The 24,338-nt window shown below is 71.4% G+C and carries 20 protein-coding genes, 1 tRNA gene and 1 other RNA gene; 16 read left to right on the top strand and 6 right to left on the bottom strand.

Annotated elements, in window-relative coordinates; all coding sequences use genetic code 11:
* The first annotated feature begins 48 nt into the window (after window positions 1-48).
* The 4 genes from OE229_RS14645 (at window position 49) to rplL (ending at window position 3,529) form a co-directional block, all read left to right on the top strand.
* The gene (locus tag OE229_RS14645) at window positions 49-789 is read left to right on the top strand and encodes a response regulator transcription factor (protein WP_110861513.1); all 741 of its coding nucleotides are present in this window, start codon (window positions 49-51) and stop codon (window positions 787-789) included.
* The gene (locus OE229_RS14640) at window positions 786-2,297 is read left to right on the top strand and encodes a sensor histidine kinase (RefSeq protein WP_262138640.1); all 1,512 of its coding nucleotides are present in this window, start codon (window positions 786-788) and stop codon (window positions 2,295-2,297) included. The genes OE229_RS14645 and OE229_RS14640 overlap by 4 nt, the downstream gene beginning before the upstream one ends.
* Window positions 2,298-2,578: 281 nt before the next feature.
* Window positions 2,579-3,094 (top strand): 50S ribosomal protein L10, encoded by a 516-nt coding sequence (rplJ, locus tag OE229_RS14635; protein WP_182065696.1) that lies wholly within the window; start codon window positions 2,579-2,581, stop codon window positions 3,092-3,094.
* A gap of 51 nt (window positions 3,095-3,145) precedes the next feature.
* Entirely contained in the window at window positions 3,146-3,529 is a 384-nt protein-coding gene (gene rplL, locus OE229_RS14630; RefSeq protein ID WP_027466380.1) for a 50S ribosomal protein L7/L12, read from the top strand.
* 162 nt (window positions 3,530-3,691) lie between these two features.
* Here the strand turns inward: rplL and OE229_RS14625 are convergent, their stop codons facing one another.
* Together OE229_RS14625 and OE229_RS14620 are read right to left on the bottom strand one after the other, a co-directional pair.
* Window positions 3,692-4,450, bottom strand: coding sequence for a hypothetical protein (locus tag OE229_RS14625; RefSeq protein WP_259579528.1), 759 nt, complete (start codon window positions 4,448-4,450; stop codon window positions 3,692-3,694).
* A gap of 357 nt (window positions 4,451-4,807) precedes the next feature.
* On the bottom strand, window positions 4,808-6,232 hold the full coding sequence (locus tag OE229_RS14620; RefSeq protein WP_262138638.1) for an amino acid permease: 1,425 nt from the start codon (window positions 6,230-6,232) through the stop codon (window positions 4,808-4,810).
* Window positions 6,233-6,357: 125 nt separating this feature from the next.
* Between OE229_RS14620 and OE229_RS14615 the strand changes: the two genes are divergently transcribed.
* The 5 genes from OE229_RS14615 to OE229_RS14595 all read left to right on the top strand — a co-directional run bounded on the left by OE229_RS14615 (window position 6,358) and on the right by OE229_RS14595 (window position 13,103).
* Window positions 6,358-8,232, top strand: coding sequence for an ABC transporter ATP-binding protein (locus OE229_RS14615; protein WP_209134225.1), 1,875 nt, complete (start codon window positions 6,358-6,360; stop codon window positions 8,230-8,232).
* Between the two features lie 174 nt (window positions 8,233-8,406).
* Window positions 8,407-9,771 (top strand): cystathionine beta-synthase, encoded by a 1,365-nt coding sequence (locus tag OE229_RS14610; protein ID WP_262138637.1) that lies wholly within the window; start codon window positions 8,407-8,409, stop codon window positions 9,769-9,771.
* Window positions 9,772-9,784: 13 nt separating this feature from the next.
* The gene (locus OE229_RS14605) at window positions 9,785-10,930 is read left to right on the top strand and encodes a cystathionine gamma-synthase (protein ID WP_056070707.1); all 1,146 of its coding nucleotides are present in this window, start codon (window positions 9,785-9,787) and stop codon (window positions 10,928-10,930) included.
* A gap of 138 nt (window positions 10,931-11,068) precedes the next feature.
* Entirely contained in the window at window positions 11,069-12,499 is a 1,431-nt protein-coding gene (locus OE229_RS14600) for an MFS transporter (protein ID WP_262138636.1), read from the top strand.
* Between the two features lies 1 nt (window position 12,500).
* On the top strand, window positions 12,501-13,103 hold the full coding sequence (locus tag OE229_RS14595) for a substrate-binding domain-containing protein (protein WP_111022264.1): 603 nt from the start codon (window positions 12,501-12,503) through the stop codon (window positions 13,101-13,103).
* Between the two features lie 11 nt (window positions 13,104-13,114).
* Here the strand turns inward: OE229_RS14595 and OE229_RS14590 are convergent, their stop codons facing one another.
* Window positions 13,115-13,696 carry a TetR/AcrR family transcriptional regulator gene (locus tag OE229_RS14590; RefSeq protein WP_262138634.1) on the bottom strand — a complete coding sequence of 194 codons (582 nt, stop codon included), beginning with the start codon at window positions 13,694-13,696 and terminating at the stop codon, window positions 13,115-13,117.
* A gap of 227 nt (window positions 13,697-13,923) precedes the next feature.
* Between OE229_RS14590 and OE229_RS14585 the strand changes: the two genes are divergently transcribed.
* On the top strand, window positions 13,924-15,180 hold the full coding sequence (locus OE229_RS14585; protein ID WP_209133789.1) for a multidrug effflux MFS transporter: 1,257 nt from the start codon (window positions 13,924-13,926) through the stop codon (window positions 15,178-15,180).
* Between the two features lie 148 nt (window positions 15,181-15,328).
* Here the strand turns inward: OE229_RS14585 and OE229_RS14580 are convergent, their stop codons facing one another.
* Window positions 15,329-15,970, bottom strand: a complete 642-nt coding sequence (locus tag OE229_RS14580) for a YdbT family protein (RefSeq protein WP_182066994.1) — start codon at window positions 15,968-15,970, stop codon at window positions 15,329-15,331.
* Window positions 15,971-16,271: 301 nt separating this feature from the next.
* Window positions 16,272-16,356, bottom strand: a tRNA-Ser gene (locus OE229_RS14575).
* 119 nt (window positions 16,357-16,475) lie between these two features.
* Here OE229_RS14575 and pta point away from each other — a divergent pair.
* Window positions 16,476-18,584, top strand: coding sequence for a phosphate acetyltransferase (gene pta, locus OE229_RS14570; protein ID WP_182066996.1), 2,109 nt, complete (start codon window positions 16,476-16,478; stop codon window positions 18,582-18,584).
* A gap of 49 nt (window positions 18,585-18,633) precedes the next feature.
* Entirely contained in the window at window positions 18,634-19,830 is a 1,197-nt protein-coding gene (locus OE229_RS14565; protein WP_259579519.1) for an acetate/propionate family kinase, read from the top strand.
* A 207-nt stretch (window positions 19,831-20,037) separates the two neighbouring features.
* Here the strand turns inward: OE229_RS14565 and OE229_RS14560 are convergent, their stop codons facing one another.
* Entirely contained in the window at window positions 20,038-20,712 is a 675-nt protein-coding gene (locus tag OE229_RS14560) for an SDR family oxidoreductase (RefSeq protein ID WP_182067000.1), read from the bottom strand.
* Between the two features lie 37 nt (window positions 20,713-20,749).
* On the opposite strand from OE229_RS14560, the gene ffs reads away from it, so the two are divergent.
* The 4 genes from ffs (at window position 20,750) to recR (ending at window position 24,292) form a co-directional block, all read left to right on the top strand.
* Window positions 20,750-20,846, top strand: an RNA gene (ffs, locus tag OE229_RS14555) — signal recognition particle sRNA small type.
* Window positions 20,847-20,941: 95 nt separating this feature from the next.
* Window positions 20,942-23,074 carry a DNA polymerase III subunit gamma and tau gene (locus OE229_RS14550; RefSeq protein ID WP_263344644.1) on the top strand — a complete coding sequence of 711 codons (2,133 nt, stop codon included), beginning with the start codon at window positions 20,942-20,944 and terminating at the stop codon, window positions 23,072-23,074.
* A 28-nt stretch (window positions 23,075-23,102) separates the two neighbouring features.
* Window positions 23,103-23,693, top strand: a complete 591-nt coding sequence (locus OE229_RS14545; protein WP_263344642.1) for a hypothetical protein — start codon at window positions 23,103-23,105, stop codon at window positions 23,691-23,693.
* A complete protein-coding gene (gene recR / locus OE229_RS14540; RefSeq protein WP_017888680.1) occupies window positions 23,693-24,292 on the top strand; it encodes a recombination mediator RecR in 600 nt (199 codons plus the stop codon). The genes OE229_RS14545 and recR overlap by 1 nt, the downstream gene beginning before the upstream one ends.
* Window positions 24,293-24,338 lie beyond the last annotated feature (46 nt).

Here is a 24,338-nt window from a genome sequence, read left to right as displayed (position 1 = left end):
AGGGGCGCCCCACAGAGCGCTCATAGGAACTTCTCGATACTCGAAGACGTGACCATCTCCCAGCCTGCAGCAGCCCCGCGCCTCACGCGTGCCGACGGAACCCCGTTGCGCATCCTGGTCGTCGACGACGAAGCCAGCCTGACCGACCTGTTGTCCATGGCGCTCCGCTACGAGGGCTGGGACGTCAAGAGCGCGAACGGCGGGCAGGACGCCCTGACGACCGCACGGGAGTTCAAGCCGGACGCGATGGTGCTCGACGTCATGATGCCGGACCTCGACGGGTTGCAGGTGCTGAGCCGGCTGCGGCAGAACAACGACGACACCCCGGTGCTCTTCCTCACCGCGAAGGACTCCGTCGAGGACCGGGTCACCGGGCTCACCGCAGGCGGCGACGACTACGTCACCAAGCCGTTCTCCCTCGAGGAGGTCGTGGCGCGTCTGCGGGGACTCATCCGCCGCTCGCAGATCTCGATCTCCGAGGCCGGGGACTCCCGCATCGTGGTCGGCGACCTGGTGCTCGACGAGGAGTCGTACGAGGTCTCGCGTGCGGGTCGGCCGATCGAGCTCACCGCGACCGAGTTCGAGCTGCTCCGCTTCCTGATGCGCAACCCCCGCCGCGTGCTCTCGAAGGCGCAGATCCTGGACCGCGTGTGGTCGTACGACTTCGGCGGCAAGTCGTCGGTCGTCGAGATCTACATCTCCTACCTGCGCAAGAAGATCGACGCCGGTGAGACCCCGATGATCCACACGGTGCGCGGCGTCGGGTACGTCATCAAGCCGACCTCGTGACCCTGCGGCGCCGGCTCGTCCTGAGCATCGTCGCCCTCGTCGTCGCCGTCAGCGCGGTGATCGGCGGGGCCAGCCTCATCGCGCTCTTCTCGATCCAGACCAGCGCGATCGACAAGCAGATCACGAGTGCCACGCACCGGGCGCAGCGGTACCTGCAGCAGAACCAGTCGGGGCAGCCGAGCATCGACCTGTCCCGACCGTCCGGGCAGGCGGCCGGCACGCTGACGGCGTACTTCGTCGACGGCCAGGTCGTGATCGCGAACGTGCTCGACGACTACGGCCGCCCGAGCGGGATCCCGCAGGCGAGCGCCGAGGCACTGGGATCCGTCCGCGTGGACGCCGCCCCGGAGACGATCGACCTCGGCTCGGACGTCGGACGGTACCGTCTGGCCGCCGTCAACGTCGGCCCGGCCGTCCTGGTCGTGGGGCTCCCGATGGCACCCGTCTACGACAGCGTCTGGAAGCTCTTCGCGGGGGTCCTCTCCGTCCTGGCAGCCGCACTGGTCGCCGGTTCGGTCGTCGCCGCGTTCGTGGTCCGGCAGTCGCTCCGCCCGCTCGAGCGCGTCGCCGAGACCGCCTCCACCGTCGCGCGCATGCCGCTCGACCGCAGCGACGCCCTCGACGGCGTCCGCGTGCCCGACACCGACCCCCGCACGGAGGTCGGCCGGGTCGGCAGCGCGTTCAACCGCATGCTGGGGCACATCGGCAGTGCGATGCAGGCGCGGGAACGCTCGGAGCAGAAGGTGCGGCAGTTCGTCGCCGACGCCTCGCACGAGCTCCGGACCCCGCTCGCCTCGGTGCGCGGGTACGCCGAGCTCACCCGGCGCATGGGCGGCGACCTGCCGGAGGACGTCGTCTACGCCATGAGCCGCATCGAGTCCGAGTCCATCCGGATGACCTCGATGGTGGAGGACCTGCTGCTCCTCGCCCGGCTCGACGAAGGCCGTGAGATCCAGTTCGCCGAGGTCGACCTGACCGGCCTGGTGCTCGACGCTGTCAACGATGCGCACGCCGCCTCACCGGAGCACCCCATCGAGGTCGACGTCCCGCCGGAACCGGTGACGATCACGGGCGACGCCGCACGCCTGCACCAGGTCATCGTGAACCTCGTCACGAACGCCCGGACCCACACGCCCGAGGGCACCCGCATCACGGTGGGCCTCGCCCCGGTCGACGGCGGCGTGGACCTGACCGTCCGCGACACCGGCCAGGGGATCGACCCGGAGTTCCTGCCGAAGCTGTTCGAGCGCTTCGCCCGGGCGGACAGTTCGCGGTCCCGTACGGTCGGGTCGACCGGTCTGGGGCTCGCCATCGTGGACGCGGTCGTGCAGGCGCACGGCGGTCGGGTCGAGGTGACGAGCGAGCCGGGGGACACCGTCTTCACGGTGCACCTGCCCCGCGACCCGGCTGCGGCTGCCGCCACGGCAGGGGCCGTCGCGTCGACGGCCGACCCGGCCGGGTCGGCCGACTGGTCGGCGACACCCGCCGCGGTGGACGGCGCCCACTGACGGTCGGGAGGCGCGGGGCGGGGCCGACCCGCGCCTCCGGTGAGGGTGTTTGGTGACGCCCACGGCGTCTGGTACAGTTCTCGAAGCCAAAGACCGCCGGATGTCGTGCTGCTCGCAACGTGTTTGTGAACATCGTGACCGAAGGTCCTCACTCGTGAGGCATCCCGCGCAGGTGTTCCGAACCACTCCCACCATCTGGTGAGAGCAGCTCCGAGCCTCTGCGCCGGAGCTTTTTTCGTTCGTGGACCTGGGGCTGCCGGCAAGACCCCCCAAGGAGAACCATGGCGAACAAGGAAGCTGCGGTCGCCGAGCTCACGGAGTCCTTCCGTAGCTCGAACGCCGTTCTGCTCACCGAGTACCGCGGTCTCACGGTCGCGCAGCTCAAGGAGCTCCGCAACTCGATCCGTGAGCACGCCACGTACGCCGTGGTGAAGAACACGCTGACCAAGATCGCGGCGAACAACGCCGGCATCTCGTCGTTCGACGACGAGCTCGCCGGTCCGTCCGCTCTCGCCTTCGTCCACGGTGACACCGTCGCCGTCGCGAAGTCGCTGCGTGCATTCGCCAAGGCGAACCCCGAGCTCGTGGTGAAGGGTGGTTACTTCGACGGTAACCCGCTCTCCGCGACCGAGGTGGACAAGCTCGCCGACCTCGAGTCCCGTGAAGTGCTGCTCGGCAAGCTCGCCGGCGCACTCAAGGCCTCGCTGTTCGGTGCTGCGTACCTGTTCCAGGCACCCCTCTCGCAGGCCGTCCGCACCGTGGACGCCCTTCGCGAGAAGCAGGAGTCCGCGGCCTGATCAGGCTCGCGTTCATCAACCACACGTACTAGCTAGTAGTAGGAGAAAATCATGGCGAAGCTTTCGCAGGACGAGCTCATCGAGGCCTTCAAGGAGCTCACGCTCATCGAGCTCTCGGACTTCGTGAAGAAGTTCGAAGAGGTCTTCGAGGTCACCGCGGCCGCCCCGGTCGCCGCTGCCGCCCCCGCCGGCGCAGCTGCTCCGGCCGAGGCCGCTGAGGAGAAGACCGAGTTCGACGTCATCCTCAAGTCCGCTGGTGACAAGAAGATCCAGGTCATCAAGGAGGTCCGTGGCCTGACGTCGCTCGGCCTCGGTGAGGCCAAGGCGCTCGTCGAGACCGCCGACGCCAAGATCCTCGAGGGTGCGAACAAGGAGACCGCCGACAAGGCGAAGGCGACCCTCGAGGCCGCTGGCGCCACGATCGAGCTCGCGTAGTCTCGACCGTTCCGGTCACGAAGGCCGCTGCCCCTCGGGGCGGCGGCCTTCGTCGTGTGCGGGGTGGCGCCTTTCGCCGAGACTCGGCTGAGCGGACACTTTGCCGGCCGTTGGAGCGCGAAGTTGTCCGTTGAGCCGAGACTCGACTGTCGCCGGTGCCGCTCACGGAGTGATCGACACCCCGTGCGATCGGAGCAGCGCACGGAACCGGTCGAGGCTCTCGAGGTGCCACCATGTCACTCGGATGACGGACCGAACTCCTCGGTGGGTACGGATGCGGTCCTCCCGGCGCTTCTCCTGCCAGAGGACCTCGCCGGGATCGCGACCTGCGAGCATCTCGCGGTCGACGTACTTCTGCTTGCCATCGAACTCGACGACGACTCCGGCGTCGGGCAACCAGAAGTCGACTCGGTCGCGGAACCCGTTCGTGATGAACTCATGCTGCGGCTGGATGTTGGTCACTCCCAGTTGCACGAGTCGGATCGAAGAGTAGGACTCACCGGGAGACTCGTGTGCCGGATCGAGCGCAGTGGCGACGAGCCGAGCCCTCCGGCCACCGCGTGATGCGGGCGGCGGCAGGTGCTCCTCGAACACTTTCCTGTCGAGCGCCTTCATGCGCACTGCATGGTCGATGGCCACGGCGGCGACCGCCGGGTCGCACGTTCGCGCGACGGCCATCGCCGTTCCGAGCGCATCGACCACGGGGACGCCGTCGAACCGACTGGGGCCGAGGCGCAGGCCAGCGGGGTCGATGCCGTGTCGGATGAGCCCGACCCGGTGTTCGACACCGACCAGCTTCCAGTCGACGACGTGGATCCGTTCCGGAGCCGGCCCGATCAACGGCCAGCCGTGGATGAGTGCAGCCGTGACGTGGGAGAACGCGCTGGTCGAACTCAGGTCAGGAGCGAGAGCCCAAGCCATGGCGAGGTGTTTGTCCGATGTGTCGAGTGCATCCCACACCCGCTTGTCGAGGTAGACACCCGCACGGAGCCGGATGACTCGCCCAGCGGCATGGAGCCGTCGGAGTTGTCGTGCTTGCGATGGATCCGATCGCTCGGCGCGGAGGAGATCGGGGCGTGTCCGGTGAAGCTGCATGATGCGAGTGTGCGGACTCGGGGTCTGCGCTGTGAGCCCTCCTGCGGGATCTGTGGAGAGCGCAGGTGCGCGATCGTCCCGAGGAATGTGCCGAGTCTCGTCCGAGCAGACACTCTCGCGCCTTCGTGAGCCGTGGAAAGTCCGCCTGGCCGAGACTCGGCGCGGTGTGCAGCCGCGGGCGCGTCAGCGCAAGGTGCTGTGGCGGCGGCCGTAGGCCAGGTAGAGCAGGGCGCCGGCGACCATCCAGATGCCGAAGGCGATCCAGGTGGTGGCGCCGAGGAACACCGCGAGCAGCACGCAGCTCAGGGTGCCGAGGATCGGCACGACGGGGAACAGCGGCACCCGGTACGAGCGCTCCAGGTCGGGCTGCGAGCGGCGGAGCACGATGACGGACACGTTCACCAGGGCGAATGCGACGAGGGTGCCGATGCTCGTGGCGTCGGCGAGTTCCCCGAGGGGCACGAGCGCGGCGACGATCGTCACGGCGATGCCGATGATGAGCGTGTTCGCGATCGGGGTGCCGGTGCGACGGGAGACCCGCCCGAAGACCTTCGGTACCAGGCCGTCGCGGGACATCGTGAGCAGGATGCGGGTCTGGCCGTACAGGACGGTGAGCACGACGCTGGCGATGGCGACGACGGCGCCGATCGAGAACACCAGGGCGACGAGCGGCTGCCCCGTGACGTCGACGACGATGCGGACGAGCGACGCCTCGGACGACGAGAACGCGGTCCACGAGCGGGCCCCGACGGCAGCGATCGCGACGAGGATGTACAGCGCCGTGATAAGCGCGATCGAGCCGATGATCGCCCGGGGCAGGTCACGGCGGGGGTTCTCGGCCTCTTCACCGGCGGTCGAGGCGGCATCGAAGCCGATGTACGAGAAGAACAGCCGCGACGCGGCGGCGGTGACCCCGGCGGCGCCCATCGGGGCCAACGGTTCGAATTTCTGCGCCTGGAACGCCGTGAACGCCACGACGACGAAGAAGACCAGCAGGGCGATCTTGACGATGACCATGACCGTGTTCACCCAGGCGCTCTCGCGGGCACCGGGCAGCAGCACGGCGGTGGCGAGCAGGACCAGGACCGCCGCGGGTAGGTTGACCACGCCGCCGTCGACCGGGGGAGCGGCGAGTGCGGTGGGCAGGTGCAGCCCGAACACGCGGAGGGTCTCGTCGACGTACTCGCTGGCACCCACGGCGACCGCGGCCACCGAGACGGCGTACTCGAGCACGAGGCACCAGCCGCAGATCCATGCGATGCCCTCGCCCATCGTGGCGTAGGTGTACGAGTAGCTGGACCCCGAGGTCGGGACGGCGCCCGCCATCTCGGCGTACGACAGCGCGGACAGCAGTGCGGCGATCCCCGCGACGACGAACGAGATCCAGACGGCGGGACCGGCGAGCGGGACCGCGGTGCCGAGGACGACCAGGATGCCGGTGCCGAGCGTGGCCCCGACGCTGATCATCGTCAGCTGCCAGACCCCGAGCGACCGGCGGAGCGGTTCGCCGTTCACACCACGGGAGGCTTCGGCCTGCAGCTGCTCGATCGGCTTGCGGCGGGCGAGCTGCGCCCCCAGGGACGTGGGACGTGACGGCGCGGACGACATGGGACCTCGGTGGTGCGGGGACGGGGACGGCACATGCTCGCACGCCCCCTGAACGGGGTCAAATACTGCGGTGCCGTGGAGGGGCGCTCGATGTCCGAGCGCGGGGCTACGGTGGCCTCATGAGCATGGGACACGGCGGGCGAGGCGGCGGTCCGCGCGGGGGCGGGCGCATCTCGAGCGGCGACTTCCGCGCGCAGAAGGCCGCCAACGCCGAGGCGCCGAAGATCCCGCACCTGGTCCGCCGCATCGCAGCGTTGTTCGAGCCGCACCGCCGGGCGATCCTGCTCACGGTCGTCCTCGTGCTGGTCGGCGCGGCCATCTCGGTCGTGCCGCCGCTGCTCACCCAGCAGGCGTTCGACCGGGGACTGTTCCCGCCGTCGGGTCGCCCCGACGTGCCCGTGCTGATCGAGCTCGTGTCCGCGATGGTCCTGCTCTGGATCGCGAGCGCGGGGGTCGGCGTCTGGCAGACGTACCTGACCGCGACGGTCGGCAACAAGGTCATGGGTGCGATGCGGATGCGCCTGTTCGCGCACCTGCAGCGGATGGAGCTCGCGTTCTTCACACGCACCAAGACCGGCGTCATCCAGTCGCGGCTGCAGAACGACGTCGGTGGCGTGGCGAGCGTGCTGAACAACACGATCTCGTCGGTGCTCGGCAACACCGTGACCGTGATCGCCGCCGTGGTCGCGATGCTCCTGCTGAGCTGGCAGATGACGCTGGTCGCCGTGGTCCTGCTGCCACTGCTCGTGATCGCGCAGCGTCGTGTCGGCCAGGTCCGGGCCCGCATCGCCGCGCAGACGCAGGAGTCGCTGTCCGACATGACGGCCATCACGCAGGAGGCGCTGAGCGTCTCGGGCATCCTGCTCGCGAAGAGCTTCAACCAACAGGCCAGCGAGACCCGCCGCTACGGGGCCGAGAACCGCAACCAGATCACCCTGCAGGTACGCCAGCAGATGTCCGGGCAGTGGTTCTTCGCGATCGTGCAGATCTTCCTGTCGATCATCCCGGCGATCATCTACGTCGTCGCCGCGTACCTGATCATCGGCGACGTCCCGATCACGGCGGGCACGATCGTCGCGTTCACGACGGTGCAGTCCCGGCTGCTGTTCCCGACGGTCGGGCTGCTGCGCGTGGTCCTCGACCTGCAGACCTCCGGTGCGCTCTTCGCCCGCATCTTCGAGTACTTCGACCTGCAGCCGGCCATCACGGACTCGCCGACCGCCCGGCCCGTGGACGAGTCGAAGGTCGGCCACGTCGCCTTCGACGACGTCGTCTTCACCTACCCCGACGGCGAATCCGACAAGCCGACCCTGCGCGGAGTGTCGTTCGAGCTCCGCCCCGGGCAGTTCGCGGCCTTCGTCGGTCCCTCCGGCGCGGGCAAGACGACGGTGTCCTACCTGGTGCCCCGGCTGTACGAGGCGACCGAGGGATCGGTGCGGTTCGCCGGGCAGGACGTCCGCGACCTGGTGCACGAGGACCTGATGCGGCACGTCGGCATCGTGAGCCAGGAGACGTACCTGTTCCACGCCACGATCGGCGAGAACCTGCGGTACGCCAAGCCCGACGCCACCGACGACGAGCTCGAGCGTGCGGCCCGTGCGGCGAACATCCACGACACGATCGCGTCGTTCCCGGACGGCTACGACACCGTCGTGGGGGAGCGCGGCTACCGTCTGTCCGGTGGTGAGAAGCAGCGCATCGCCATCGCGCGGGTCATGCTGAAGGACCCGCCGGTGCTCGTCCTCGACGAGGCCACCAGTGCACTCGACTCCATCTCGGAGCACGTCGTGCAGACGGCGCTCGACACGGCGGCCGCCGGTCGGACCACCATCTCGATCGCGCACCGGCTGTCGACGATCCGCGACGCCGACGTCATCTTCGTCCTCGACCACGGTCAGATCGTCGAGCAGGGCACGCACGACGAACTCCTCGCCCTCGACGGCACGTACGCGCAGCTGCACCGGCAGCAGAACACGTCGGCGGACGTCGTCCGCCCCTGACGGTCGTGGTCGCGACCGGGCGCCGGACGCCGAGGCCCGTGGCGGCGTCCGCACGGGCCTCCCGTCCGGCGCGCAGCGCGACCAGGGCACGCGGTCCGCCGCGGGATCCCGGTGCGCTGTCCGCGCACGACACATCCCAGCGGGACGCGGGGACCGCGTCCTAGACTCGACGCCGTGCGTTACGCGAACTCCGTCGTCGACCTCGTCGGCGACACCCCGCTCGTCAAGCTCAACCGGGTGACCGAGGGGGTGCGGGCGACCATCCTGGTGAAGGTCGAGTACCTGAACCCCGGTGGGTCGTCCAAGGACCGCATCGCCACCCGGATCATCGACGCGGCCGAGGCCTCCGGTGACCTGCGCGCCGGTGGCACCATCGTCGAACCGACCTCCGGCAACACCGGCGTCGGTCTGGCCCTGGTCGCCCAGCAGCGCGGCTACCGGTGCGTCTTCGTGCTGCCCGACAAGGTCGGCGAGGACAAGCGCAACGTGCTGACGGCGTACGGCGCCGAGATCGTCGTGACCCCGACCGCGGTCGCACCGGAGCACCCCGAGTCCTACTACTCGGTGTCGGACCGGCTCGTGCAGGAGATCCCCGGCGCCTACAAGCCGAACCAGTACGCGAACCCGAACGGTCCCCGTAGCCACTACGAGACCACCGGTCCGGAGATCTGGCGCGACACCGAGGGGCAGATCACCCACTTCGTCGCGGGCGTCGGCACCGGCGGCACGATCTCGGGCACCGGACGGTATCTGAAGGAGGCGTCCGACGGCGGCGTCCGCATCGTGGGTGCCGACCCCGAGGGCTCCGTGTACTCCGGCGGCACCGGGCGCCCGTACCTGGTCGAGGGCGTCGGCGAAGACTTCTGGCCGAGCGCGTACGACGCCGGCGTGCCGGACGAGATCATCGCGGTGTCGGACGCCGACTCCTTCGCGATGACCCGGCGCCTGGCGCGCGAGGAGGGACTGCTCGTCGGCGGTTCCAGCGGCATGGCCGTCGTCGCGGCGCTCCGCGCGGCCCGTGACCTCACCGAGGACGACGTCGTCGTCGTGCTGCTGCCGGACGGCGGTCGCGGCTACCTCGGCAAGATCTTCAACGACCGGTGGATGCGCTCCTACGGGTTCGCCGAGACCGACGACGAACGCACCGTCGGCTCGCTCATCGCCGGCAAGGACGGCCGCCTGCCCGACCTGGTGCACGCGCATCCGGCCGACACCGTGCGAGACGTCGTCGACATCATGACCAAGTACGGCGTCTCGCAGATGCCCGTGCTCAGTGCGGAGCCGCCCGTCGTCATCGGTGAGGTCGTCGGCGCCGTCGAGGAGAGAGCGCTGCTCGAGCAGGTGTTCACCGGTACCGCGAAGATGTCGGACGCGCTCACCGGCTTCGTCGGCGACCCGCTGCCGCTCATCGGCGTCGGCGAGTCGGTCTCCGCGGCGCGTCGTGCGCTCGAGTCGGCCGACGCGCTCCTCGTCGTCGCGGACGGCAAGCCCGTCACCGTGCTGACCCGGCACGACCTCCTCACCTACCTCTCCGAGTAAGGAACCACCGAGCATGACCGAGTTCAGCACCCGGGCCGTCCACGCCGGCCAGGAGCCCGACGAGACCACCGGCGCCGTCATCCCGCCGATCCACCTGACGTCGACGTACGTGCAGGACGGCGTCGGCGGCATGCGCAACGGCTACGAGTACTCGCGCGCCGGCAACCCGACGCGTGACTCGCTGCAGGTGCTCCTGGCCGACCTCGACGGCGGCGTCGCGGCGTCGTCGTTCGCGTCCGGGCTCGCCGCCGAGGACGCCCTGCTCCGCGCCGCGCTGGTCCCCGGTGGCCGCGTCGTGATGGGCAACGACGTGTACGGCGGGACGCACCGCCTGGTGAGCCGGCTGCACGTGCCGTGGGGCGTCGAGCTCGTCGTCGTCGACATGAGCGACCTCGACCAGGTCCGTGCAGCCCTGCAGGGCGCACCGGCCACCACCGTGCTGTGGGTCGAGACGCCGACGAACCCGCTCATGAAGATCGCCGACATCGCCGCGCTCGCGACCCTCGGGCACGAGTCGGGCGCCCTGGTGGTCGTCGACAACACGTTCGCGTCGCCGTACCTGCAGCAGCCGCTGTCGCTCGGCGCCGACGTCGTCGTGTACTCGACCACGAAGTACCTCGGCGGACACTCCGACGTCGTCGGCGGAGCCGTCGTGCTGGCGGACGAGGAGCTCGCGGCGAAGGTGCAGTTCCTGCAGTTCGGCGCGGGTGCGATCTCGTCGCCGTTCGACGCCTACCTGACCACCCGTGGCATCAAGACGCTCGCGGTGCGCATGGAGCGGCACTCGCGGAACGCGCAGGCCGTCGCTGAGGCGCTCGTCGTCGCGCCCGGTGTCGAGCGCGTCTACTACCCGGGCCTGCCCGACCACCCGGGGCACGACGTCGCCGCACGCCAGATGCGCGGCTTCGGCGGGATGCTCTCGGTCGCGCTGTCCGGCGGCGCCGAGGCGGCGAAGCGGTTCGCGGAGTCGACGGAGCTGTTCGCCCTGGCCGAGTCGCTCGGCGGGGTGGAGTCGCTCATCGGGTACCCGAGCGAGATGACCCACGCGTCGGTGAAGGGCACCGAGCTGGCCGTGCCGGAGAACGTGGTCCGCCTGTCGGTGGGCATCGAGGACGCCGGCGACCTGGTGGCGGACCTGGAGCAGGCGTTGGCACGCTGACGCCGGCCCCGCTGACGCGGGACGACGGGGCGCGGGGCGACGGGGCGCAGGACGGCGGGGCGCAGGACGGCGGGGCGCAGGACGGCGGGGCGCGCGACCCGCTGCCGTGTCGTCGGCGCCCGCCCCTACGATGATCGGGTGAGCACAACGGCGTCGCGGACCAGCCTGCTGAGCGGGCCGTACGCCCTCGCGACGATCGGCATGGTCGCGATCGTCGGCGTCGCGGCGTTCCAGAACCTGGCGATGACGACGATCATGCCGGTGATCAGCCGTGACCTCGACGGCGAGACCCTGTACGCGCTCGCCTTCGCCGCCCCGCTCGCCGCCGGGGTGCCCGGCATGGTGCTCGCCGGCAACTGGACCGATCGCGCCGGTGGTCGGATCGTGGCGTGGGTCTCGGCGGCGTTCTTCGCGGTGGGGACCGCCGTGGTCATGCTCGCACCGACCATGGAGGTGTTCCTGGCCGGGCGGCTCGTCGAGGGGTTCGGCGCCGGGGCCATCGACGTGGTGCTGTACGTGCTCGTCGCCCGGATCTTCCCCGCCGAGCTGCACGGACCGGTGTTCGCCGGGTTCGCCGCGGCCTGGGTCGTCCCGGCGCTGATCGGTCCCGCCCTGGCCGGCATCGTCACCGACACCTGGAACTGGCACTGGGTGTTCGCCGGGGCCCTGGTGATCGCGTTGGCCGCCTTCACCCTGCTCGTGCCGACGCTCGGCCGGCTGCACGCCCCGGCCTCGTCGCTCCGCCCGCCGTGGCAGCGGGTCCGGATCGGGTGGTCGGTGGCGGCGGCCGTGTCGATCCTGCTGCTCAACGTGGCGCCGGACCTGACCCCGTGGGGCATGGTCGCGGCGGTCGTCGTCGGGCTGGTCGGCACCTGGTTCGCCCTGCGTCCGCTGCTGCCGGGCGGGACGTTCCGGGCCGCTGCCGGGCTGCCGTCGGTCGTGCTGCTGCGCGGGCTCGTCGCCGCGTCGTTCTTCGGGAGCGAGGCGTACGTGCCGTTCCTGCTGCAGGCCGAACACGGGTTGTCGCCGTCGGCCGCGGGGCTCGCCCTGACGGTGGCGGCACTCAGCTGGGCCGCGTCGAGCTGGGCGCACGGCCGTCTGGGGGAGCGGCGGCTCACCGCCCGTCGCACCTTCGGGGTGGGACTCACGCTGGTGCTCATCAGCCTGGTGACCGCGCTCGCGGTCGCGACGTTCGACCTGTCGTGGTGGGTGCTGGTCGCCGGCTGGTTCGTCGGCGGTGCGGGCATGGGCGCGATCTACCCGCGCGCCTCGATGCTGACCCTGCGGTTCTCCGGCGAGGGCGACGACGGGTTCGCGAGCTCGGCCCTGACGATCGCTGATGCCGCGGGCAGCGTGATCGGTCTGGCGGTGACCGGCCTGCTCTTCACCGCGACCGGTGGAGCCGACGGCACCGTGTCGTTCCCCCTGGTGTTCGCCGCGATGATCGGGTTCGCTGCACTGGCGATCGCGGCCGTCCGACGGCTCGGCCCCGTGCCGGCACCGGCGACGACGGTCCCGGCGGACCCGGGCGGGACCGTGTCGTCGTCGCACGGCCCGGCCGCCGGGTAGCGTGGCAGACCGGACCGAAGAGGAGACCACCGTGCTGCGCATCGTCGCCGTGACCGTCGCCCTGGCGGCGGCCCTGACCCTGGCCGGGTGCCAGGGCACGACGTCGGCCGCCCCCACACCCGTGCAGAGCACCGACCTGACGAGCTCCGACGGCGGTTTCGACCAGCAGGCCGTGATCGGTGTCGTCCTGGTGCACGACGACGCGGCACTCGCCGACCGGCTCCGCACGGACCTGACCGACGCCGGGTTCCGGCCGGACGTCCGGGTCGCTCCGGCATCGGGTGCGGCGGCGTCCCAGCGGACCGCGGTCGCCCAGCTCGTGCGGAAGGGCGCCAAGGCCCTGCTCGTGCACGCCGCCCGACCGTCCGCACTGACCGGCGTGATCCAGACCGCCCACGATGCCGGGGTCGTCGTGGTGTCCCTCGGCGACCCGCTCCCCGCGACCGGCACCGGTGGCGACGGGGTGTCCGCCGACTACCGCGTACCGTCCGAGGGCGACGATGCCGACACCGCGGCGACGGCGGTCGACGTCGTGCAGTCCCTGCAGCGCGGCGAGAAGCCGGAGACCGACCCGACGGACGGCGACACGACCGACGCCGAGTAGGAACGGTCCGCTCAGCTCCACCACGTCGGGAACGACAGCGTGATCGTCTCCACCAGCGCCTTCCGCGACCGCCGGGGTCCGGCGAGCCAGGCCTCGATCGCCCCGACGAAGCCCTGCGCCACGAACCCCGCGGCGACGTCGTCGAGCAGGTCGGGCCGGTGTGCGGGGTCGAGCTCGCGGATGTGCAGCGCGCTCGACACCGTGAAGTGCTCGACGAGCAGCCGGTGCAGCGAGGCGTCGTTCGGGTCCGGCAGTGCCTTGGCGTAGATGTCACGGTGCGTCGTCACGTGCTCGACGACGGCGTTGATGCCGCGCCGGGTGATGGCCGCGAGCTCGTCGGCTCCGGCGCCCCGGTCGGCGGCGGCTCGGCGTTCGTCGGCGTCGTCCTGCCGGATGCGGTCGAGTTCCGGCGTCAGGACGTCGGCGAGCAGCGACCCGGGCGAGACGGCGTGCGAGTAGAACGTGGCCCGGTTGATGCCGGCGGCACGCGTGACGTCGGCGACGGTGATCTCCGAGACCGGTCGGTCCGCGGCGAGTCGCAGGATCGCCTCGCGCAGCGCTGCAGTGGTGTGCAGGATCCGGGCATCCACCATGACGCCCACCCCCTTCTGATCCGCTTCACCCGGAAGGCCCCCGAGCAACCCGACGCTACCGCATGGTCCGCGCAGGGCCGAGGGGCAGCACGAGCCGCTTCACGCGGGCGGGCTGCACCGGCGACGCCGAGCACGCACCGGCGACCGTAGGATGGTTCCGCGGACGAATCGATTCGATCGGCCCGCGATCACCCCTCCAACCCTCATCGTCGAAGGACTCCTGTCTCGTGACCGCGCCCGCCACCACCGGTTCGCTCCGGGTCGTCCTGCACCCGGGAGACTCGCTCTCCCGCGGGCAGCGACTCGTCTACGTCTTCGTCCTGGGTGCCCTCACGGCGCTCGGTCCGTTCACGATCGACCTGTACCTGCCGGCGTTCCCGGCGATCAAGGACCAGTTCGGCGTCACCGACGGCGCGGTCCAGCTGACGCTCACCGCGACGACGCTCGGCTTCGCCATCGGGCAGCTCCTGGTCGGCCCGTGGAGCGACAAGGTCGGCCGCCGGCTGCCGCTGATCATCGCGACCACGGTGCACATCGCCGCGTCGATCGGTGCCGCGACCGCGCCGGACATCGAGCTGCTCGCGGTGTTCCGCGTGCTGCAGGGCATGGGTGCCGCGGCCGGCGGTGTCGTCGCGATGGCGACGGTGCGTGACCTGTTCGGCGGCAAGCCGCTGGTGCGGATGCTGTCCCGTCTGGCGATGGTGAACGGCCTCGCACCGATCCTCGCGCCGCTCATCGGTTCGCAGATGCTGCAGTTCACCAGCTGGCGCGGCATCTTCGTCTTCCTCGCCTGCTACGGCCTGGCGGTGGTGATCGCGTCGATCCTGCTCATCGTCGAGACCCTGCCGCCGGCCCGCCGGCACGAGGCCGGGCACTCCACCATCGGCCAGCGCTACAAGGCGCTGTTCTCCGACCGGATCTTCGTCGGTGTCGCGCTCATCGGCGCCATGGTGTTCAGCGGTCTGTTCTCGTACCTCAGCGCGTCGCCGTTCCTGTTCCAGCAGGTCTACGGGCTCGACGCGCAGCAGTACGGGCTGCTCTTCGCCGTCAACTCCGTCGGGGTCGTCCTGGGCGTGCAGATCTCGTCGCGGCTCGCCCAGCGGGTGGGTCCGCAGTGGATCCTCGCGTGCTCGACCGCGACCCTGCTGCTGGCATCGATCGCGATCATCGTCCTCGACCAGCTCGGGGCCGGTCTGGTCGGCGTGCTCGTGCCGCTCTGGTTCTTCATCGCCGCGTGCGGGTTCTCGTTCCCGCTCGTCCAGGTCATCGGTCTCGCTGCCCACGGGAAGGAAGCAGGCACCGCCGCCTCGGTGCTCGGCGCCCTGAACTTCGGCGTCGCCGGGCTCATCTCGCCGGTGGTCGGCTGGCTCGGCATCACGACGGCCACCCCGATGGCGATGGTGATGGCGTCGACCGCCGCCGTCGCGATCCTGATGCTCTGGTTCGTGGTCCGCCCGCGGACGGTGCCCGCGCTCTCGCACTGAGAAGACGGGTTCCACGGGCCCGGTCGTGCGGCCCGGGTCACGTCCGGCGCGTGGCCGACGGCCGGGAGGCTCGGGTCGCCACCGACGCGGAACCAACGGAGCCGGGTACCGCGGTCCGCGGGCCCCTGCCGCGCCGCGACGGGGAGGGTCAGCGGGCGTTGAGGCCGGCGAACTCCACGGCGAGCAGCCCGCCGACGACCAGCACGACGAGGCCGCCGACGAGCAGGAACGCCGACCGCTGCTCGTACCAGGCGCGGCTCGTCGGGTAGCGCTTCGCGAAGGTGCGGGCGGAGACCGGCCGGGACTCCTCGACGACCTGTACGCCGAGCGCGTCGACGACCCGGTCGAGCCCGTCGTCCCCCCAGACGTCGGCGCGGAGCCGGAAGAGGTGCGTTCCGGTCCGGTCGAAGGCGACGAGTTCCCGTACGGTCCGGTCCACCGAGGAGCCGAAGGTCGTGGCGAGCACGAGGCTGTGCACGCGCTCGCGGGGGACCCGCCGGTGCGCCGTGAGGACGCCACGGATCGTCAGGCCGTCGTCGTCGATCCCGATGAACGCGGTGTGCAGTCGGACGAACACGATGCCGACGGCCGCGGCCATCGCGACGACGATCCCGGCGAACACGGCCCACGTGCGGAACGGGAACGAGACCCAGACCAGGGCGACGGCGAGGGGCACGGCCGAGAAGGCGATGCTCAGCGCGGTGGAACGGACGAGCGACCGGCGCGGACGGAGGACCGTGTCGAAGACGGCGGACCGCACGGGTACTGCGGGCACGGTTGTCTCCCCCATGGCGCGTCTCCTCGTCCCCTCGGGTGTTCCGGGCACGCTGATCAGCACGCCCTCCGAGCGACGCCCCTGCCGCTCGATGCACCGCGGTCGGCTCGTCCCGGAGCCGTTCGCTCGGCCAGCATAGGCGACCGACGGGTACCGGGGACAGCCCGTTCCACCCCTGGTCGGCGTTTCCCGGCCAACCCAGGGGGAACAGGGCACGCGCTCGTCCGCAGGGTGGAGGACTGGGCGGTCGTGCAACGACGAAGGACCCGCACCGATCGGTGCGGGTCCCTCGTGGGTGGTTCTGTCCTGTTCGCTGCGGAGAATGGGGGATTCGAACCCCCGAGGGCTTGCACCCAACACGCTTTCCAAGCGTGCGCCATAGGCCACTAGGCGAATTCTCCTGACACCGTCTCGCGACGGCGACACCCAATGGTACAGGTTCTCCGGTGCCCACGACCGCGTGTCGTCGGTGGCCGTGCTCCCAGATGTCGTGACATGTGCGGCGACTACCCTGGGCGTCGTGTCGACCCGCATCTACATCACGTCAGCAGAAGGGCACACGGGCAAGAGCACCGTCGCCCTCGGTGTCCTCGAGACCCTCGCCCGGTCCGTCGGCCGCGTCGGCGTGTTCCGGCCCGTCGCCCGCTCGGTCGTCGAACCCGACTACGTGCTCGAGCTGCTGCTGCAGCACACGGCCGTCGGCATCTCGTACGACGACGCGGTCGGCGTCACCTACGACGACGTGCACGCCGACCCCGAGGCGGCGCTCGGCACCATCGTCACCCGGTTCGCGCAGGTCGAGCGGCAGTGCGACGCCGTCGTGGTGCTCGGGTCCGACTACACCGACGTGGGCAGCCCCACCGAGCTGTCCTTCAACGCGAAGGTCGCCGCGAACCTCGGCGCTCCGGTGCTCCTCGTGCTGGGCGGCCGTGACGCCGCCGAACGTGCGGCGCGCACCCCCGAGGGCATGGCCCAGGTGGCGGACGTCACGACGAGCGAGCTGCGGGCGGCACACGCGCAGCTGTTCGGCGTCGTGGTGAACCGCGCCGACCCGGACGCCCTGGCCGCCATCGTGACGAGTGTCGAGCAGGCCGTGCACGACGACCACCCGGACGTCCCGGTGTGGGCGATCCCCGAGGACCGCGTGCTCGTCGCCCCGACGGTCCGCGCCCTGCTGCAGGCCACCGGCGCCACCCTGGTGCGCGGGGACGACGCCCTGCTCGACCGCGAGGCCCTCGGCACCGTCGTCGCGGGCATGAGCATGGAGAACGTGCTGCCCCGGCTCATCGAGGGCGGCATCGTGGTCGTCCCCGGCGACCGGAGCGACGTCCTCATCGCCACGCTGCTCGCCAACCAGTCCGAGACGTTCCCGAGCCTTGCCGGCGTCATCCTGAACGGCGGGTTCGAGATCGCCCCGCAGGTGTCCCGGCTGCTCGAGGGCCTGTCGAGCTCGCTGCCGATCGCGCAGAACGACCTCGGCACGTACGACACCGCCCTCCGGATCACCCAGACCCGTGGCCGTCTCGCCGCGGACTCGCCCCGGAAGGCCGACCTCGCGCTCGCCCTGTTCGAGCAGCACGTCGACGCCGAGGCCCTGCGCGACCGGCTGCAGCTCGCCCCGTCCGGGGTCGTCACGCCGCTCATGTTCGAGCACGGCCTGCTCGACCGGGCGCGCAGCTACGGCAAGCGCATCGTCCTGCCGGAGGGCGAGGACGACCGCATCCTCCGCGCCGCATCCACCCTGCTGCAGCGCCAGGTCTGCGAGCTGACGATCCTCGGCGACCCCGCCGCCATCCGTACGCGCGCGACCGAGCTCGGCCTCGACCTCGAGGCCGCGCAGCTCGTCTCGCCGTTCGACCCCGAGCTGCGGGAACGCTTCGCCGAGGAGTACACCCGGCTCCGCGCCCACAAGGGGATGTCGATCGAGCTCGCCCGCGACACCGTCACCGATGTCTCCTACTTCGGCACGATGATGGTGCAGCTCGGACTCGCCGACGGCATGGTCTCCGGCGCGAAGCACACCACCGCGCACACCATCCGGCCGTCGTTCGAGATCATCAAGACCCGTCCGGACACCTCGATCGTGTCCAGTGTGTTCCTGATGGCGCTCGCCGACCGCGTGCTCGTCTACGGCGACTGCGCGGTGATCCCGGACCCCACGAGCGAGCAGCTCGCCGACATCGCGATCTCGTCGGCCGAGACGGCGACCCAGTTCGGCATCGACCCCCGCGTCGCGATGCTCAGCTACTCCACCGGCGACAGCGGCTCCGGCGCCGACGTCGACAAGGTGCGCGCCGGCACCGCGTTCGTGCGGGACCGCCGACCCGACCTGCTCGTCGAGGGCCCGATCCAGTACGACGCCGCAGCCGACCCCACGGTCGCGTCGACCAAGATGCCGGGCTCCCCGGTCGCGGGTCGGGCGACGGTGTTCATCTTCCCGGACCTCAACACCGGCAACAACACGTACAAGGCCGTGCAGCGCTCGGCCGGCGCCGTGGCGATCGGCCCGGTCCTGCAGGGCCTGCGCAAGCCGATCAACGACCTGTCGCGCGGCGCCCTGGTGGGCGACATCGTGAACACCGTCGCCATCACCGCGATCCAGGCCGGCACCGCGACCGACGCGGCCTGACCGCCCGACCCGCACCGCGCCTCCAGGCCCGACAGAAAGTGACCACCCCGTGACCGCAGCCCTCGTCGTCAACTCCGGCTCGAGTTCGTTCAAGTACCAGCTCATCGAACTCGAGGACGAGCGCACGCTCGCCTCAGGGCTCGTCGAGCGCATCGGCGAGTCCGCCGGGGCCTGGAAGCACACCAACGCGCTGACGGGGGAGTCGTCGTCGAACGACTCGGCGTCGGTGCCCGACCACGCCGCCGGGTTCCAGGCGATGATCGACGCGTTCGCGAAGGTCGGCCCGTCGTTCGACGAGCACCCGCCCGCCGTCGTCGGCCACCGTGTCGTGCACGGGGGGACCACCTTCGACCGCGCGACCGTCGTCACGGACGAGGTCGAGCAGCAGATCGAGGACCTCAACAGCCTCGCGCCGCTGCACAACCCCGCGAACCTCGAGGGGATCCGGGCCGCGAAGCAGGTCTTCTCGGACGTCCCGCACGTCGCCGTGTTCGACACCGCGTTCCACCAGACGATGCCGCCGCACGCGTACACGTACGCGATCCCCGCCGACCTGGCCGCCGAGTACGGGATCCGCCGCTACGGCATGCACGGCACCAGCCACAAGTACGTCTCCGAGCAGGCCGCGGAGTTCCTCGACCGGCCGCTCGCCGAACTCAAGACGATCGTGCTGCACCTGGGCAACGGCGCCTCGGTCGCGGCCATCGACGGCGGGAGGTCCATCGAGACCTCGATGGGGCTCACGCCGCTCGAGGGGCTCGTCATGGGGACCCGCTCCGGCGACCTCGATCCCGCGGTGCTCATCCACCTGCACCGCGAGGCCGGGATGACCTTCGACGAGCTCGACACGATGCTCAACAAGCAGTCCGGTCTGCTCGGCCTGACCGGCAACGGTGACATGCGAGACGTGCAGGACGCGGCCACCAAGGGCGACGAGCAGGCGGAGGCGGCGCTCGCCGTGTACCGCCACCGCATCCGTCGCTACGTGGGCGCCTACACGGCGCAGCTCGGCGGGCTCGACGCGGTCGTGTTCACCGCGGGCGTCGGCGAGAACAACGCGCTGCTGCGACGGCGCGTGCTCGCGGGGCTCGAGCACCTGGGCATCGAGATCGACCCGGACCGCAACGAGCTGGCGTCGCGCGACGCCCGCCGCATCTCGACCGACGGCTCACGGGTCGCGGTGCTCGTGATCCCGACGAACGAGGAGCTCGAGATCGCCCGGCAGTCGGCTGCGGTCGCGCTCTGACGCGTGACGCCGAGCCGCCTTGCGGCGCGGCGGCACGGCGGAGCGGCGCACGGTGCGGTGTTCGTGGGTCGGTGCGGGGCTGGCGGCTGGGTGCGCGCTTGCAGCGCGGCACGGGGCGCGGAAGTCCGCACCGGGTGAGCGGGTGGCACGGTGCGCGGCCCAGCACCTTCGGCGAGGGACTCGCACGGTGCGGGCTCCACCGACCGCTCAGGTGAGTGCGTCCAGCGCCGCCGGGATCGGGGTGTCGCCGCTGGTGACCTCGAACTGCACGCCGACAGCCGCGTCGTCGAGCAGGGCGTGCAGGACCACGGTCGCGACGTCCGCGCGGGGGATCGAGCCGCGCGGTACCGTCCGACCGACGTCGACGGTGCCCTGCGGCGGCGTGTCGAGCAGGCCGCCGGGACGCACGATCGTCCAGCGGAGGCGTCGGGCCCGCAGGTTCGCGTCCGCCTCGGCCTTCGCCCGCAGGTAGACCTGGAACACCGCGGCGTCGTCCTGCGCGGGCACGACGGCGAGCTCGGGGTCGTAGGTGTCGGCCGCCATCGCGGAGATCATCACGTAGCGCTCGATGCCGGCACGCTCGGCGGCGTCGGCGAGCAGGATGGCACCGTCACGGTCGACGGTGAGCTTCCGCTCGGCGCCGCTGTTCGGCCCGGCACCGGCGGCGAACACCACGGCATCGACACCGCGCAGGCGGAGCGCCAGGTCGTCGTCGCCGAGCTGCTCCAGGTCGGCGACGATCGCACGCGCCCCCTGTTGCTCGACGTCGGCCACGTGCGCGGGGTTGCGGACGATCGCGACGGCGTCGTGGCCGGCGTCGGTGATCTGGCGGGCGAGGAGCAGGGCGATCTGGCCGTGTCCTCCGGCGATGGCGATCTTCATGTGTTCGAGTCTGCCCGTCGCGTCCGGTAGACTTCTCGGCGGCTCCTCACGTGACGCCATCCAGGCCAACTCCCCCAGGGCGGAAACGCAGCAAGGGTAACCAGGCTCTGGCGGGTGCGTGAGGAGTCTTCTTCGTTTCCGGGGAGGGGGAACCGGGGCTGCGCACGTGCGCTGACCGGAGCTGTGGAGGGGCACGCGGCTTGTCGGTCGTGACGGCTACCCTTGTCGCGTGGTCACCGCCCTGTATCGCCGTTACCGGCCCGAGAACTTCGCCGAGCTGATCGGGCAGTCGCAGGTCACCGACCCGCTCCGCACGGCGCTCCGCACGAACCGCGTCAACCATGCCTACCTGTTCAGCGGGCCCCGTGGCTGCGGCAAGACGACCTCGGCCCGCATCCTCGCGCGCTGCCTGAACTGCGCCGAGGGCCCGACCGACACCCCGTGCGGCGTCTGCCCGAGCTGCGTGGAACTCGCCCGCGACGGCAGCGGTTCACTCGACGTCATCGAGATCGACGCCGCGAGCCACAACGGTGTCGACGACGCGCGTGACCTGCGCGACCGGGCCGTGTTCGCGCCGGCTCGCGACCGCTACAAGATCTTCATCCTCGACGAAGCGCACATGGTGACGCCGCAGGGCTTCAACGCGCTGCTCAAGCTGGTCGAGGAACCGCCGGAGCACGTCAAGTTCATCTTCGCGACGACCGAGCCCGAGAAGGTCATCGGCACCATCCGGTCGCGCACCCACCACTACCCGTTCCGGCTCGTCCCGCCCGCGGCGATGCTCGAGTACGTCGAGCAGCTCTGCACGCAGGAGTCCGTGTCGGTGGCCCCCGGCGTCCTGCCCCTGGTGGTGCGCGCCGGCGGTGGGTCCGTCCGCGACACCCTGTCGCTGCTCGACCAGCTCATGGCCGGCAGTGAAGACGGTGCGATCGCCTACGAGCGTGCCGTGGCCCTGCTCGGCTACACCGACGCCGCCCTGCTCGACGACGTCGTCGACGCCCTGGCCGTCGCCGACCCGGCGTCCGCGTTCGCTGCGATCGACCGGGTCGTCCAGACCGGACAGGACCCCCGGCGCTTCGTCGAGGACCTGCTCGAGCGCCTGCGCGACCTGATCGTCGTCGCGGCGACGAACGAGAGCGCCGCCGCCGTCCTGCGCGGGGTCTCACCGGAAGAACTCGACACCATGAGCCGCCAGGCCGGGGTCTTCGGTGCGACCGGGCTCTCCCGCTCAGCCGACATCGCGAACCGGGCCCTCACCGAGATGACCGGCGCGACCTCGCCCCGGTTGCACCTCGAACTCATGACGGCCCGGATGCTCGTGCCCGAGGCCGACGACACCCAGCGCGGAGCCCTCGCCCGCGTGGAGCGGCTGGAACGTCGTGTCGGGGTGGGCGACGCCGGTGGGCACGACGCCGGCGTCGGCGAGCAGTCCGCTCCCGCTCCCGCCGTCGCCGCTGCACCGCGTCGTGAGCAGCCGGCAGCCGCGGCACCCGCAGCGCCTGCTCCCTCCCTCGCCCCGACGCCCGCTCCTGCAGCGGCTCGTACGACGGCCCAGCGTCCCGTCGAGCAGCCCGCCGCGCCGCAGGCCGACTCCGGCGCCGTGGCTCGCGACGCCGCAGCGTCGTGGGCAGCGGTCGCTCCGAGTACTCCCGGGGCGCCTGCGCCGACCTCGACCGAGCCCGCGAAGTCAGAGCCCGCGAAGTCAGAGCCCGCGAAGTCAGAGCCCGCGAAGTCAGAGCCGTCCAAGCCGGAGCCCGCGAAGCCCGCGGCCGAGCCGGTCAGCCCGTCGTCCACCGGCCAGGGCACGACGATCGGTGACGAGCCCGCCGTCCGGACCGTCGGTGCGGTCGGCTTCCAGCAGATGCGCGACTCCTGGCCGCAGATCGTCGAGCACGTGCAGCACGCCAAGCGTTCGGCGTGGTCGGTGGTCGTCACGGCGCAGGTCACCGCGCTGCGTGACGACGTGCTGACGCTGACGTTCCCGAGCCAGCAGGACGTCGCCTCGTTCAAGGAGATGTCCGACCCGTCGGCCAGCGTCAGCGAACTGCTGCGCGCTGCCATCGTGGACGTCCTCGGGCTCCGGGTGAAGTTCGTCGCCCGCGGTCCCGGACAGCAGCAGCGTCCCCAGCAGCAGGCTCCGGCACAGCAGGCCGCACCGGCCCAGCGTCCGGCCCCCGCCACGCAGGGCCGCTGCCGCTCCCACGCCGACGGCCGCCCCTGCCACGGAGTCGCAGGCCGCGTCGGCAACGCCCGAGTCGACGACAGCTCCCGCGCCGACGGCGGCGCCGGCACCGAAGTCCGCGCCGGCGCCGAAGGCAACGCCGACCGCGTCCGCGCCGCAGCGCAGCCAGGCACCGACTGAGTCGACCCCCGCTCCCTCCGGTGCGCCGGTGACGGACTGGGCGGTCGCGACCATCCCCGCCAGCGACCCCACCGCCGACGCCGTCCCGGAGTCCGTCGAGCCCAGCTGGGCAGCACCCTTCGGCACCGTGCCGGCGTCCGCGCCGGTCGCCCCGGCCGAGACGAGCGCGCCCCAGCCGACCGAGCCGGCACCGTCGGCCGCGCCCGCGCGACCGGCCGGTGTCACGGCCGGGCAGCCCGACCAGCCGACCACCCCGGGTCCGCAGGCGGCTCCCGGAGCGGCAGCCGCGCCTCCCGGCGGACCCGTCGTCCCGGGTGTGCCGGTCGACGACTACCCGCTCGACGACGAACCGTACGACGACGGCGCCCCGTTCCCCGACCCGGGGATCGGACGAGGCCCAGCGCCCGCAGCATCCGCAGCGCCCGCAGCCGCGGCGTCGGCGGGCCAGACGCAGCAGGCCGCCCCGCAGCGCGCGGCACAGCCGGCCGCCGCTCCCGCGCGCACCGCGCCGCCCGCGCGACGCGCCCCGGTCGCCGGCCGGTACGGGGAGGCCGTCGTGCGTGAGATCCTCAACGCCCAGTTCATCGAGGAGACCGCGCTCCACCAGGACGGTGCCTGATGTACGACGGGATCGTCCAGGACCTCATCGACGAGTTCGGTCGCCTGCCCGGCATCGGCCCGAAGTCGGCGCAGCGCATCGCCTTCCACATCCTGCAGACCGAGTCGTTCGACCCGAGCCGGCTGTCCGAGCTGCTCGCCGACGTCAAGGAGCGCGTCCGCTTCTGCGAGATCTGCGGCAACGTCACCGAGAACGTCCAGTGCAGCATCTGCCGCGACCCGCGCCGCTCGCCGGCCACGATCTGCGTGGTGGAAGAGGCGAAGGACGTCGCGGCGATCGAGCGCACCCGCGAGTTCCGCGGGCTGTACCACGTGCTCGGCGGGGCGATCAGCCCGATCGACGGCATCGGACCGGACGACCTGCGCATCCAGCAGCTCATGACGCGTCTGGCCGACGGCACCGTGGCCGAGGTCATCATCGCGACCGACCCGAACCTCGAGGGCGAGGCGACGGCGACCTACTTGAGCAGGCTGCTCGTCCCGATGGGGATCCGCACCACCCGGCTCGCGTCGGGGCTGCCGGTCGGCGGCGACCTGGAGTACGCCGACGAGGTCACGCTCGGTCGTGCCTTCGAGGGGCGCCGCGTCGTCGGCGGCTGACCGCCACGCAGGATCCTTGCGTGCGGGCCCGCTCGCACGCAACATC

The sequence above is a fragment of the Curtobacterium poinsettiae genome, assembly GCF_025677645.1.
GTDB classification, from domain to species: Bacteria; Actinomycetota; Actinomycetes; order Actinomycetales; family Microbacteriaceae; genus Curtobacterium; species Curtobacterium poinsettiae_A.
This window is presented reverse-complemented; position numbering and strand designations above follow the sequence as displayed.